We start from the raw sequence: 12,875 nt of genomic DNA, 5'->3' as shown, positions 1-12,875 counted from the left end.
AGAGACGGGACAGCCGTACCTGGCCCGTGGTGGCCGTCGCGATCGACGCTGCGGTGACCCTGCCCGTGCTGCCGCCCAGCGTGCTCGCAGTGCCGCTGGCACTCAACAAGGAGCAGGGCGCGCAGATGGGCTGGCCCGCGCCGGCCGACGCGACCGAGGACGGGTGGTCCGGCGATTCCCTCGCCCGAGCGGGCACGGACCGTGGTGTTCACCCAGGACTGCGGCGAGGCAGGCGCCTGGACCGCTACGGACCCGCAGCACGCGGGCTGCCTCGCCCCTACTCGGGCCATATGAGCTACGCCGACCGGGGTCCGCCGCCCGACTCGATGGACGGACCGGTGCTCGTCGTCCGTAAGGAGGACGCGGGCGGTACGGAGCGGTACTTCACCGATTGCCGACGGACCGCACGCGTGGACAACGCAGACGGGGACGGGGACGGGGACGGGGACGGGGTGGAGAACGAGGAGCAGGGCGCGGCGGTACCGCTGTGCTCCGGGACCACGAAGCCGTGGTCCCGGCTGTGGCCTTCGCTGCGCCACTACTACTGAGGCCGATGGGACTGGATGCCGATGAGGCTGAAGCAGAGGGCTGAAGCAGGGTAACCGGGGCCGGTGGTGCGGAGCCGTCAGGCTTTGAGGTCCGCCTTGTCGCCCATCACCACGACCGGGTGCCGGTCCGGGTCGAGGGTGCGCAGCAGGTACTCCATGCCCGACTTGGACAGGCTCACGCAGGCCGACGTACCGCTGCCGTGGTCCATGTGCAGCCAGATGCTCCCGCCCTTGGACTGGCCCTCGGGACGCGTCGGGTCGTTCGGCGAGGTGCCCTTGACGCGGTTGTAGTCGATGGCGATGACGTAATTGAAGTCGTTCCAGTGCGACTTGGCCCAGTAGTGCGGGGCCTGGAAGCCCGAGGACTGCGTGTACGGGAGCTTGGCGCCGGGGTCGGCGAGGACACCGCCCGAGTCGCTGAGCGTGAACACTCCGACGGGGCTCCGCTTGTCGCCCTCGTTGTGGTCGGTCGTCCAGCCCTTCTTGCCGTTGTGCCCTTCCCAGCTGCGGGTCTTGTCCCAGGTGGAGCCCGACTTGGTGTACAGGACGATCGTGGAGTCCGCCGAGTCCTTGCCCCGTCCGTAGACCGCGACGACCTGCCGGGAGTTCGCGGGGATCTGCCTCTGCAGCTTGTCCCCCACATCGGGGATCCGCTTGAGGTCGACCGTGCGCGCCTGTCCGGGCCGGGACCCGTCGCCCGCCTGTCCCTCGCTCTTCTTCCCGCTTCCGTCGTCCGAACCGCCGCAGGCCGTCAGTGGCATGACCAGAGCGCCCAGGACCGCGGCCACGGCCGTCGTGCGCATCCCTCCGCGTATGTGCATACCGTCCATCGTCGCACCACGACACGGTGGACCGCCGCCACCCCCGCCGCGTGCCGGTCATATCCGGGCGGTCCGGGCCGAATCTTTGCCACACGCCGGAAAAGCGTTTGCCTGCGGACACGCTGCGACGCGAACCTTGCACGGTTTGCTGCCTCCTCACCTCCGTACCACGAGCCCTTTGGAACGTCATGCAGATTCAAGACCTTCCGTATCCCGACCCGGGTGTGCCGGACGCACGCTCGGGGCCCCGATTCCTGGTATGGCTCGGCCGGAATCAGCTCGGTGGACAGGTGAAGGCCCTGGTCTGGGGGCTGCTCCACTTCCTGTCCGTGTCCGCACTGCCCTTCTGCGTCGGTTTCGCCGTCCAGGCCGTCGTGGACCACTCCGGGGCGCGACTGGCGCTCGCGGGCGGGCTGCTCGCCCTGTGCGGCTGCGGTATCGCGCTGGGCGACACCATGCTGCACCGGGCCGCGGTCACCAACTGGATCACCGCCGCGGCGCGCGTGCAGCAGCTGCTGGCCCGCAGGACCGCCCTGCTGGGCTCCGCGCTGACCCGTCGCGTCGCGGCCGGCGAGATCGTGGCGGTTTCGACGGGCGACGTCGAGAAGATCGGCTGGTTCGTGGAAGCCGTGTCGCGGTTCACGGCCGCCGCGGTGACCGTCGTGCTCGTCTGTGTCGCCCTCGTCGTCTACCAGCCGGCCCTCGGCGTCGTCGTCGCCGTGGGCCTGCCCGTCCTGGCGCTGTCCGTACTGCCACTGCTCCCCCGGGCGACCCGCCGCGCCGACTTCCAGCGCGAGAGGGCGGGCCGCGCCACCGAGCTGGCCTCGGACACCGTCGCGGGTCTGCGTGTGCTGCGCGGGATCGGCGGCGAGGAACTGTTCCTCGACCGCTACCGCCGTGCCTCGCAGGAGGTCCGGCACGCCGCCGTGCGCAGTGCCCGCATGTGGGCGCTGATCCACGCGATCCAGGTCTTTCTGCCCGGCCTGCTGCTGATCGTGGTCGTCTGGCACGGCGTGAACCTGGCCCGTGAGGGCCGGATCACCGTCGGCGAGATGGTCACCGTCTACAGCGCGGTCATGATCCTCACCTATCCGCTGCGCCACTTCACCGAGATCGCGATGGCGTACTCCTTCTCCCGGCCGTCCGCCAGGCGCGCGGCACGGGTGCTGTCGCTCGAACGGGCCACCGACGGCGAGGGATCGCGCGAGGCCGTCGTACCGACCGGGGACCTGTACGACCCCGCGACCGGCCTGCTCGCACCCGAGGGACGCCTCACCGCCGTGGTGTGCGGTGACCCGGACGCCGCAGGTGAACTGGCCGAACGCCTCGGCGGTCATACGGCGGAGTCCTCGGAACTGCCGTCCGCGCTGGTCGGCGGGGTACCGCTCGACGAACTGCCCCTCCGCTCCGCCCGCAGCGCCGTCCTCGTCCAGGACAAGGATCCGGTCCTGCTCTCCGGAACGCTGCGCGAACTGCTCGACGTGCCCTCGTCGGGAGACGTCAGTCCCGAGGAGGCGCTGGCCGCCGCCCAGTGCGGCGACGTCCTGGACGCGCTCACCCAGGGTTCGCTGGACGCCGACGACCCGATGGACGCCCGGATCACCGAACGCGGCCGGTCCCTGTCCGGCGGCCAGCGCCAGCGACTCGCACTGGCCCGGTCGCTGGTCACCGCCCCGGGTGTGCTGGTCCTGGACGAACCGACGTCCGCGGTCGACTCGCACACCGAGGCGCGGATCGCCGACGGGATCCGGTCCCTCCGGGCAGGACGCACGACGGTGGTCTTCACCTCGTCGCCGCTGCTCCTGGACCACGCGGACCGGGTCGTGCTCGTCCACGAGGGCGAGGTGGCGGCGGTCGGCGTGCACCGCGAACTGCTGCACGGCGACGCGCGATACCGCGCCGTGGTGACCCGCGAGACCGACGACGAGAACGCCGAGCACGAACTGAGTCGGTTGCACAAGCTCGAAGACCTGGAAGACCTGGAAGACCTGGAAGAAATCGAGGAGACGGCATGATCGGCGTGGCGCCACCGGCCTACGATCCGGCGGCCCCGACGACCGCAGAGACCCTGCCCGTCGGCGCCCCCGCGACCGTACGCGCCTACGTGGCCGAACTGTTCCAACGGCATCGCCGGACCTTCCTGGTACTCGTCACCGTCAACACGGTCGCCGTCGTCTCCTCGATGGTGGGCCCTTATCTGCTGGGCTCCCTGGTCCAGCACGTCTCCGAGGGCGCCACCGCCGCTCGCGAACTGCACCTGGAGCGCACCGCCGCGCTGTTCGCCCTCGCCCTGGTCGTCCAGGCCGTGTTTGTGCACCAGGTACAACTGCGCGGGGCCATGCTCGGTGAGCGGATGCTGGCCGACCTGCGCGAGGACTTCCTCGTACGGGCCGTGGGGCTGCCGCCCGGCGTCCTGGAGCGGGCCGGTACGGGCGATCTGCTCTCCCGGATCACCACGGACATCGACCGGCTGGCCAACGCCATGCGGGAGGCCGTGCCGCAGCTGGCCATCGCGGTGGTGTGGGTGGCGCTCCTGCTCGGCGGCCTGGTCGTGACCGCTCCGCCGCTCGCCCCCGCGGTACTGGTCGCCGTCCCGATCCTGGTAGTCGGCTGCCGCTGGTACTTCAAGCGCGCGGCGTCCGGCTACCGCTCCGAGGCCGCCGGCTACGCGGCCGTCGCCGCCGTGCTCGCCGAGACCGTGGACGCCGGGCGCACCGTCGAGGCTCACCGCCTGGGCCAGCGGCGCATCGACCTGTCGGACCGGCGGGTCAAGGAGTGGACCGCCTGGGAGCGATACACCCTCTGGCTGCGGTCGGTGCTCTTCCCCGCCATCAACGCCACCCACACCACGGTCCTCGGTTCGGTCCTCATGATCGGCGGATACTTCGTCCTCCAGGGCTGGATCGACGTCGGCCAGCTGACGACGGGCGCCCTGATCGCGCAGATGCTCGTCGACCCGGTGGGCCTGATCCTGCGCTGGTACGACGAGCTGCAGGTCGCCCATGTGTCGCTGGCACGGCTGGTGGGCGTCCGCGAGATCGAGCCGGACGCGGGTGACGGGGCCCTCGCCCCCGACGGGCGTGACGTGCACGCCGACGAGGTGCACTTCGGCTACCGGGCGGGCGTCGACGTGCTCCGCAAGGTCTCCCTGGAGGTCGCGCCCGGCACCCGGCTGGCTCTGGTCGGCCCGTCCGGCGCGGGCAAGTCCACGCTGGGCAGGCTGCTCGCCGGGATCTACGCGCCCCGTACGGGCCAGGTGACCCTCGGCGGCGCCGAACTGTCCCGGATGTCCGCGGAACGGGTCCGCTCCCACGTGGCCCTGGTCAACCAGGAGCACCACGTGTTCGTGGGCGCGCTGCGCGACAACCTGCTGCTCGCCCGCACGGGTGCCGGCGACGCCGAGCTGTGGGCCGCCCTCGGCGCGGTCGACGCCGACGGGTGGGCGCGGGCGCTGGACGACGGTCTCGACACGGAGGTCGGCTCGGGCGGTGTCGCGCTCACACCGGCCCAGGCCCAGCAGATCGCGCTCGCACGCCTGGTGCTCGCGGACCCGCACACGCTGGTCCTGGACGAGGCCACGTCGCTCCTGGACCCCCGGGCGGCCCGTCACCTGGAGCGCTCCCTGGCCCGGGTCCTCGACGGCCGCACCGTGGTCGCCATCGCCCACCGGCTGCACACCGCCCACGACGCGGACGTCATCGCCGTCGTCGAGAACGGCCGCATCAGCGAACTCGGCAGCCACGACCAGCTGGTCGCCGCGAACGGCCCGTACGCGGCGCTGTGGCGGTCCTGGCACGGGTGAACGACCACGCGAGGGCACTACCCGGGCCCGACCCGCCGTCGACCGACCCGTCACGGGGCTGGAAGCGGCCGGGCCGGGCCCGCTGCGAAGCCAACTCGTAACCGGTGCGGTCCACCGCGGCGCCGCGCTCGCCGACCGGCCCTCCTCCGCACTCCCCCAAGCGGACCGCCGCGCCCGGCCGGGCTCCGTGACGTTGCGCGGTGTCGCAGGTGGGTGGAAGTGTGGAGGTCGGCACCGGCTCGGGAAGCGCCCGGGAACCGCCCGGTTCCACGTGTTCCGTACGGGCGAGGCCTGGGCCGCGAGGTCCGCGTCCCCGCCCCCGAACGCGGTGACAGCAGGCCGGCCCGCACCACCTGGAGGTACCCGTGGACAGCGCCGACGGTTGGGGAGACGATGTCTACCAGCCCGACGGATCCGAGGTTCAGGACGACGCCGGACTGCTCGACGGCGAGGACACGCTCGAATCCGACGGAGTGAGCGACCCTCTGGACCGCGGCTGGTCACCTCCGGAACGCCCCTGGGCGGTGGAACGCAAAGACGTGACAGCGGCCGAGCGCCACCGGGGCGAGACCCTCGACGAACGACTCTCCGAAGAACTCCCGGACATAGCGGCACCCGACGGCGACGGCATCGGAGACTGCCCCGACTCGGACGGCGAACCCCTGGACAACGAAGTGGGCGCCCTCCGCTCCGGTCGTCTCGTGGCCCCCGGAGAAGGAGCGCACGAGGACGGGGAGAGCGGGCTGATCGCCACCGACGTGGGCATAGACGGAGCGGCAGCCTCCGCGGAAGAGGCCGCGATGCACATCGTCGACGAGGACTCCCTGTCCGGCTGACCGCGTCTCCCCCGCTGCCCGGTCCGCGCACCCCTCCCCCACGCAAGGAGCACTCATGCAGCAGGACAAGCACCCCGACTACCACTCCGTCGTCTTCCGTGACCGAGCCGCCGGGTACGCCTTCCTGACCCGGTCCACCGCCGCCAGCGATCAGACCATCGAGTGGGACGACGGCCGGACGTACCCCGTCGTGGATGTGGAGATCTCCTCGGAGAGCCACCCCTTCTACACGGGCACGGCCAGGACCGTGGACACCGAGGGCCGCGTCGCCCGCTTCGAGAAGCGGTACGGCGGTGGAGCCCAGGACAAGGCGTCCGGCGGGAGCGACGCCTCCTGAGCCGGCCGGGGCGCGTACCCCACGACGACGGGTGACCGCTGTGAGGTGTCCGTCGACGCCGCCGCTCGTCCCGGTGCCGTGCCCGCTCGGCCCCGGCGGGGTCAGATGAAGTTGAGCGCTGCCGCGCCGCCCACTCCGCCCAGCACCATGAACGCGGGCATCAGCACCTTCAGCTCCACCCAGCTGCCCGCCCTGAACCGCAGCACCTTGGGCGGTCCGATCGGGTACCAGCGCTTGCGGCCGACCGGGATCGGCCACAGAATCGGGCAGCCCGACACCGTCAGCGCGTCCCCGATGTCGTGCACCAGCGCCCCGAGAACGATCGGCAGTCCCAGCCAGAGGTACTCCTGACCCGGCGCGGTGAAGAGCCAGTCGGCTCCGTTGCCCGGCTTGTCCAGCACTCCCGCGACGATCCACGCACTCGTCGCGGCCAGCAGCCAGACCAGGACATCGGAACTGGAACCACGCGTCGCCCGCCAGAGCAGCCCTTCGATGGCGAGCACCATGTGCACGAACAGCAGTGCCAGAACCCCCCAGCGGTCTCCCAGCACCGCGATGACCGAAGACCCCGCACCGATCAGCACCGCCCACAGCCAGGTGTGCGTCAGCGTGCGGTGCCCACCCGAGCGCCGCGGGTCGCCGGGCTTCCTCGTCCCCTTGTAGACGGCGTACGAGAGCTTGTCGACGATCTCGCACAGGCCCCGTGACACCGGTCCGAAGGCCCGCGAGATGGTGGCGGCCTTGTGGTCCAGATCCGGGGCGAGAGCGGCGCCCGCGCAGATCAGCGCCCCGGTCAGGAGCACCGGCCACGGCATCGTGTGGCCGGCGGCGGCCGCCGCCGCTCCGACGCCCAGCCAGGCCGCCGCCCCGGACAGTGAGTGTGCTGGTCCCATCATGGCCGTGCCCCGCCCCATTCCTCTTGTACTGACCGCCAGTTGCCGAAGTGAACTGACACCTGGTCGGCGACACAGCGTAGCGTTCGTGATCTTCGGCCTCGCATCCGATTCCCTCATCGGGCGGGATGACAGGCAAGATGGGTGTGTGACCCTTATCGATCAGCTGCCGCAGACCGCAGATCCCGACGCCCTCTACGAAGCCTTCGAGTCGTGGGCCGGGGAACGCGGTCTCACGCTCTACCCCCACCAGGAGGAGGCGCTGATCGAGGTGGTCTCGGGTGCGAACGTGATCGTGTCGACCCCCACCGGGTCCGGCAAGAGCATGATCGCCGCGGGTGCGCACTTCGCGGCGCTCGCCCGTGACGAGGTCACCTTCTACACCGCGCCGATCAAGGCGCTCGTCTCGGAGAAGTTCTTCGAGCTGTGCAAGATGTTCGGCACCGAGAACGTCGGCATGCTGACCGGCGACGCGTCCGTGAACTCCGACGCCCCGGTCATCTGCTGCACCGCCGAGGTCCTGGCCTCGATCGCGCTGCGCGACGGCAAGCGGGCCGACGTCGGCCAGGTCGTGATGGACGAGTTCCACTTCTACGCCGAGGCCGACCGCGGCTGGGCGTGGCAGATCCCGATCCTCGAACTGCCGCAGGCCCAGTTCATCCTCATGTCGGCGACCCTCGGCGACGTCTCCATGTTCGAGGAGGACCTGACCCGGCGGACCGGCCGCCCCACCTCGGTGGTCCGCTCGGCGACCCGTCCCGTCCCCCTCTCCTACGAGTACAAGCTGACTCCGCTCACCGAGACGCTCACCGAGCTCCTGGAGACGAGGCAGGCGCCCGTCTACATCGTGCACTTCACTCAGGCGCAGGCCGTGGAGCGGGCACAGGCGCTGATGAGCATCAACATGTGCACGCGTGAGGAGAAGGACCAGATCGCCGCGCTGATCGGCAACTTCCGCTTCACCACCAAGTTCGGCCGCAACCTCTCCCGCTACGTACGGCACGGCATCGGTGTGCACCACGCCGGCATGCTGCCGAAGTACCGCCGCCTGGTCGAGAAGCTGGCGCAGGCCGGTCTCCTGAAGGTCATCTGCGGCACGGACACCCTCGGTGTCGGCGTCAACGTCCCCATCCGCACGGTGCTGTTCACCGCTCTGGCGAAGTACGACGGCACGCGTGTGCGGACGCTGCGCGCCCGGGAGTTCCACCAGATCGCCGGCCGGGCCGGTCGGGCCGGCTTCGACACGGCGGGCTTCGTCGTGGCGCAGGCCCCCGAGCACGTCGTGGAGAACGAGAAGGCGCTTGCCAAGGCCGGCGACGACCCGAAGAAGCGTCGCAAAGTGGTGCGCAAGAAGGCCCCGGAAGGTTTCGTGGGCTGGACGGACAGCACGTTCGAGAAGCTGATCTCGTCGGATCCGGAGCCGCTGACCTCGCGTTTCCGGGTCACCCACACGATGCTTCTGTCCGTGATCGCACGGCCCGGCAACGCCTTCGCCGCGATGCGTCATCTGCTGGAGGACAACCACGAGCCGCGCAAGCAGCAGCTGCGGCACATCAGGCGGGCGATCGCCATCTACCGCTCCCTCCTCGACGGCGGCATCGTGGAGAAGCTCGACACGCCGGACGCCGAGGGCCGCATCGTGCGCCTCACCGTCGACCTGCAGCAGGACTTCGCGCTCAACCAGCCGCTGTCGACCTTCGCTCTCGCCGCGTTCGAGCTGCTGGATCCCGAATCGCCTTCGTACGCCCTGGACATGGTGTCCGTCGTGGAGTCCACGCTGGACGACCCGCGGCAGATCCTCGCCGCCCAGCAGAACAAGGCCCGCGGCGAGGCCGTGGCGGCGATGAAGTCCGACGGCGTCGAGTACGAGGAGCGCATGGAGCGGCTCCAGGACGTGTCGTACCCCAAACCGCTGGAAGAGCTCCTCTTCCACGGATACGACACCTACCGCAAGAGCCACCCGTGGGTCGGCGACCATCCGCTCTCCCCGAAGTCCGTAATCCGCGACATGTACGAACGAGCCATGACCTTCACCGAGTTCGTGTCCCACTACGAGCTCGCCCGCACCGAGGGCATCGTGCTCCGCTACCTGGCGAGCGCCTACAAGGCTCTCGACCACACCGTCCCGGACGATCTGAAGTCGGAGGACCTGGAGGACCTGATCGCCTGGCTCGGCGAGATGGTACGTCAGGTCGACTCCAGCCTCCTCGACGAGTGGGAACAGCTCGCCAACCCCGAGGTGATGACGGCCGAGGAGGCCCAGGAGCGGGCCGACCAGGTCAAGCCGGTCACGGCCAACGGGCGCGCCTTCCGGGTCCTGGTCCGCAACGCCATGTTCCGGCGGGTGGAACTCGCCGCCCTCGACAACGTCGCCGAACTCGGAGAGCTCGACTCCGAGGCGGGCTGGGACGCCGACGCCTGGGGCGAGGCCATGGACGACTACTGGGACGAGTACGACGACCTCGGCACCGGCCCCGACGCACGCGGTCCCAAGCTCCTGCTCATCGACGAGCAGCCGGAGAACGGTCTGTGGCGGGTCCGGCAGACGTTCGCCGACCCGAACGGCGACCACGACTGGGGCATCAGCGCGGAGATCGACCTCGTGGCCTCCGATGCCGAGGGGCGTGCCATCGTCAAGGTCACCGCCGTCGGCCAGCTGTGAGCACAGGAGAACGCGACACATGACGAACCCAGCGGAACGACTCGTCGATCTGCTCGACCTGGAGCAGATCGAGGTCAACATCTTCCGTGGCCGAAGCCCGCAGGAGTCCCTGCAGCGGGTCTTCGGCGGACAGGTCGCGGGCCAGGCCCTCGTCGCCGCCGGGCGCACCACCGAATCGGAACGGCCCGTGCACTCTCTGCACGCGTACTTCCTGCGTCCGGGCCGGCCGGGGGTGCCCATCGTGTACCAGGTCGAGCGGGTACGGGACGGGCGGTCGTTCACCACGCGCCGCGTCACCGCCGTGCAGCAGGGCCGCACGATCTTCAATCTGACCGCCTCCTTTCACAAGCCCGAGGAAGGGAGCTTCGAGCACCAGCTGCCGCCGGCGCGTGAGGTCCCGGATCCCGAGTCGCTCCCGAGCGTCACTCAGGAGATCAAGGAACATCTGGGCGCACTCCCCGAGACACTGGAGCGCATGGCCCGGCGCCAGCCCTTCGACATCCGCTACGCGGACCGGTTGCGCTGGACACCGGAGGAGATCGAGAACGCCGAGCCGCGCAGCGCCGTATGGATGCGCGCCGTCGGACCTCTGGGCGACGACCCGTTGGTCCACACCTGCGCGCTCACCTACGCGAGCGACATGACTCTCCTGGACGCCGTCCGTATCCCGGTCGAACCCCTCTTCGGCCGGCGCGGTTTCGACATGGCCTCCCTGGACCACGCCATGTGGTTCCACCGGCCGTTCCGCGCCGACGAGTGGTTCCTGTACGACCAGGAGTCCCCGATCGCGACGGGTGGCCGCGGGTTGGCCCGGGGTCGGATCTACGACCAGGAGGGACGCCTGCTCGTCTCCGTCGTCCAGGAGGGACTGTTCCGCAAGCTGGAGGGCTGACCCGGCACCGGCCGGGTCAGACGCTTCTGCGCCGCAGCCAGCCGAGGAGGCGACCGGGGCGTCCCGGTTCATCCATCGCGGGCCGCACCTCGGCGGGTCGTCGTGCTCCCGCCCGAGATGGCGCGCCAGCCACCTGCCGCCCCTCGGCCAACTGCGGCGTTTCGGCCGGGTGTCGCTCCGCGGCCGACCGTCGCACTGGGGCCGGGCGCGCCGCTTGGGCCGGGTGTGGCGCTGGGGTTGGGAGTGGCGCTGGGGTTGGGTACGGCACTGGAGTTGGGTACGGCGCTACGGCCGGATGCAGTGCTCCGGCCGAGAGCCGTCCGTCGACCAGATGCCGTCCGGCCAGATGCCGTCCGACGGGATGATGCCGTACGTCGGCCGGACGTCGCTGCCCGGTTGGGTGTCGTACTCCGGCCGGGCGCCGTGGCTTGGTGGCCTCCCGCAGTTCGACGGGTTGCCGGTGGTCGGCCGACGTGCGGTGTCCCCCAAGAAGCGTCGGCCTGTCGTGCCCCGCGTCCGGAAATCCGGTTGCCGTTGCCGGCCGCGGGGCGGCCCGGCGTTCGCGCGCTTCCTGCAGCCCGTTCGCCAAGTCGGCCCGCAGCCAGCCGATCTCATCCGGATCCGTCGCGGTCGTGATCCGGGCCGTGATGTCGGCGGCAGGCGTGTCGGGTGCAGCGTGGCTGGTCTGTTCGGGACGGTAGCGGTCCATGTAGGCCCGCTCGTAGGGATCGGGCACGATCTCGGCGACCTGCACGGGGTCGAGCAGCGACGCCACGACTGCGGCACGCGCCCACGGATCGTCGTTCTGCCGAAGCAGGAACCCGAGGTGCCGGCCTCGCCAGTTCCGGGCCCGCAGGTCCAGTCCTGCCTCAAGTTGGTCACGCAGGCCCTCGGGAACACGGCCGTTCAGCAGCGTCGCATGCTTCTTGTCGTCGGCGAACTGCCGCAGTTCCTCGGCCAGATACAGCCAGACCACGGCGCGATAGCGGTTCAAATAGAATTTTACGGGCACTACGAGGCCCAGACGGGCGAAGCGCGTGAACCGGGCGGTCGAGACTTCCATGAGGGCCGCGCCCTCTGAGGTGCCCACGGCTTTCACGCGTTCCCGCAGAGCCTCGGGGAAGCCTTCCTCGGCCCGCACCCTGTCGATCTCCGCGCGGGTGACGCGGTGGGCTCCGCCGCCTTCGTCAGGCACCGTGCGGATGCGCCCGAGCCGTACGGCGAGGTCGAACTCGCCCCGCTTGAACCCCAGCTCTCGCGCGGCGCGGCTCTGCGCGAATGTCGAAGCCGGTGCCAGTGCCGGTGCCGGTGCCGAAGGCGAAGCCGTCGTCGGTGGCGATGGCGGTGGCGGTGGCGGTGGCGGTGGCGACGCGTGAGCGTCGGTCGCACTCGTGGTGCTCGTGACACTCGTGGTGGTGGCGGACGCGTCCCTGGCAGCGACGGGCCCGTTCGAGGCAGCGACAGCCTCGCTCGAACCGGACATGACGGACTGCGTGACGGTGTTGCCGGACATGATGGTTCTCCCCCGTGCGGCGAGCTGCGCTTTGCTTGCGCTTGCTTCGAGAAAAACCGTAGCCGGTTCACCGTGTCTCGCGCCGAGCCCTGTGGATAACTTCGATGGCGACGACGTCTCTGCAGGTCAGAGATCTATGGAGGAAGAGTGTTCCGGATGTCGGGCATCAACGTGCAGATGCTCGCCGACGCGATTGACGAGCAGCGTCATCTCGTACGCGACCTGGCCGATGTCGGCTTCGGCCGCACTCAGCACACACAGACAGCTGCCGGTCCCGGCCGCCGTGACGAAGAGCACCGCGTCATCGAATTCGATCATGGTCTGGCGGACCTGGCCTGCGCCGAAGTGCCTGCCCGAGCCCTTGGCCAGGCTGTGCAGGCCGGACGAGACGGCGGCGAGATGTTCGGCGTCCTCCCGCCTCAGACCTGTGCTCGCCCCGGTCACCAGCCCGTCGTTGGACAGCACGAGTGCGTGGCGTATGTGCTCGACACGCTGGGTCAGGTCGTCGAGCAGCCAGTCGAGTCCCCGGTTCTCCGCCATGATCCGTCTCCCCGTGATGTGTGGCTCCCCC

The 12,875-nt window shown here is 70.3% G+C and carries 10 protein-coding genes and 1 pseudogene; 7 read left to right on the top strand and 4 right to left on the bottom strand.

Going from position 1 to position 12,875, the window contains the following annotated elements; translation table 11 throughout:
• Positions 1-29 precede the first annotated feature (29 nt).
• Positions 30-548 carry a hypothetical protein gene (locus tag K3769_RS00795; protein WP_267024452.1) on the top strand — a complete coding sequence of 173 codons (519 nt, stop codon included), beginning with the start codon at positions 30-32 and terminating at the stop codon, positions 546-548.
• Positions 549-625: 77 nt separating this feature from the next.
• On the opposite strand, the gene K3769_RS00790 is transcribed toward K3769_RS00795, so the two are convergent.
• The gene (locus K3769_RS00790) at positions 626-1,369 is read right to left on the bottom strand and encodes a hypothetical protein (RefSeq protein WP_267024451.1); all 744 of its coding nucleotides are present in this window, start codon (positions 1,367-1,369) and stop codon (positions 626-628) included.
• Between the two features lie 188 nt (positions 1,370-1,557).
• On the opposite strand from K3769_RS00790, the gene K3769_RS00785 reads away from it, so the two are divergent.
• From K3769_RS00785 to K3769_RS00770, 4 genes are all read left to right on the top strand, one after another.
• Positions 1,558-3,384 (top strand): ABC transporter transmembrane domain-containing protein, encoded by a 1,827-nt coding sequence (locus K3769_RS00785; RefSeq protein WP_267024450.1) that lies wholly within the window; start codon positions 1,558-1,560, stop codon positions 3,382-3,384.
• Entirely contained in the window at positions 3,381-5,171 is a 1,791-nt protein-coding gene (locus K3769_RS00780; RefSeq protein WP_267024449.1) for an ABC transporter ATP-binding protein, read from the top strand. Before K3769_RS00785 ends, K3769_RS00780 begins: the two co-directional genes overlap by 4 nt.
• Positions 5,172-5,536: 365 nt before the next feature.
• Positions 5,537-6,007: a DUF5709 domain-containing protein gene (locus K3769_RS00775; protein WP_267024448.1), complete on the top strand. Its 471-nt coding sequence runs from the start codon at positions 5,537-5,539 to the stop codon at positions 6,005-6,007.
• A 55-nt stretch (positions 6,008-6,062) separates the two neighbouring features.
• Positions 6,063-6,344, top strand: a complete 282-nt coding sequence (locus K3769_RS00770) for a type B 50S ribosomal protein L31 (protein ID WP_267024447.1) — start codon at positions 6,063-6,065, stop codon at positions 6,342-6,344.
• Between the two features lie 101 nt (positions 6,345-6,445).
• Here the strand turns inward: K3769_RS00770 and K3769_RS00765 are convergent, their stop codons facing one another.
• Positions 6,446-7,240 carry a metal-dependent hydrolase gene (locus K3769_RS00765; RefSeq protein ID WP_267024446.1) on the bottom strand — a complete coding sequence of 265 codons (795 nt, stop codon included), beginning with the start codon at positions 7,238-7,240 and terminating at the stop codon, positions 6,446-6,448.
• A 145-nt stretch (positions 7,241-7,385) separates the two neighbouring features.
• Between K3769_RS00765 and K3769_RS00760 the strand changes: the two genes are divergently transcribed.
• On the top strand, positions 7,386-9,899 hold the full coding sequence (locus K3769_RS00760) for a DEAD/DEAH box helicase (protein ID WP_267024445.1): 2,514 nt from the start codon (positions 7,386-7,388) through the stop codon (positions 9,897-9,899).
• A gap of 19 nt (positions 9,900-9,918) precedes the next feature.
• Positions 9,919-10,791, top strand: a complete 873-nt coding sequence (locus tag K3769_RS00755; RefSeq protein WP_267024444.1) for an acyl-CoA thioesterase — start codon at positions 9,919-9,921, stop codon at positions 10,789-10,791.
• 523 nt (positions 10,792-11,314) lie between these two features.
• Here the strand turns inward: K3769_RS00755 and K3769_RS41275 are convergent.
• Both K3769_RS41275 and K3769_RS00745 read right to left on the bottom strand, forming a co-directional pair.
• Positions 11,315-12,088, bottom strand: a pseudogene (locus K3769_RS41275) (DUF6397 family protein); the annotation flags it as partial.
• Positions 12,089-12,430: 342 nt separating this feature from the next.
• Positions 12,431-12,844 carry a roadblock/LC7 domain-containing protein gene (locus K3769_RS00745; protein WP_267024443.1) on the bottom strand — a complete coding sequence of 138 codons (414 nt, stop codon included), beginning with the start codon at positions 12,842-12,844 and terminating at the stop codon, positions 12,431-12,433.
• Positions 12,845-12,875: the final 31 nt, after the last annotated feature.

Source organism: Streptomyces ortus (assembly GCF_026341275.1).
Lineage (GTDB): Bacteria > Actinomycetota > Actinomycetes > Streptomycetales > Streptomycetaceae > Streptomyces > Streptomyces ortus.
Note: the sequence above shows the minus strand (reverse complement) of the source record. Positions and strands in the feature narration are given on the sequence as shown.

Bases quoted from the DNA above. Each gene is read 5' to 3' on its own strand.
- K3769_RS00790 (WP_267024451.1), bottom strand. From the start codon at position 1,369: ATGCACATACGCGGAGGGATGCGCACGACGGCCGTGGCCGCGGTCCTG.
- K3769_RS00785 (WP_267024450.1), top strand. From the start codon at position 1,558: ATGCAGATTCAAGACCTTCCGTATCCCGACCCGGGTGTGCCGGACGCA.
- K3769_RS00780 (WP_267024449.1), top strand. From the start codon at position 3,381: ATGATCGGCGTGGCGCCACCGGCCTACGATCCGGCGGCCCCGACGACC.
- K3769_RS00770 (WP_267024447.1), top strand. From the start codon at position 6,063: ATGCAGCAGGACAAGCACCCCGACTACCACTCCGTCGTCTTCCGTGAC.
- K3769_RS00765 (WP_267024446.1), bottom strand. From the start codon at position 7,240: ATGATGGGACCAGCACACTCACTGTCCGGGGCGGCGGCCTGGCTGGGC.
- K3769_RS00755 (WP_267024444.1), top strand. From the start codon at position 9,919: ATGACGAACCCAGCGGAACGACTCGTCGATCTGCTCGACCTGGAGCAG.
- K3769_RS00745 (WP_267024443.1), bottom strand. From the start codon at position 12,844: ATGGCGGAGAACCGGGGACTCGACTGGCTGCTCGACGACCTGACCCAG.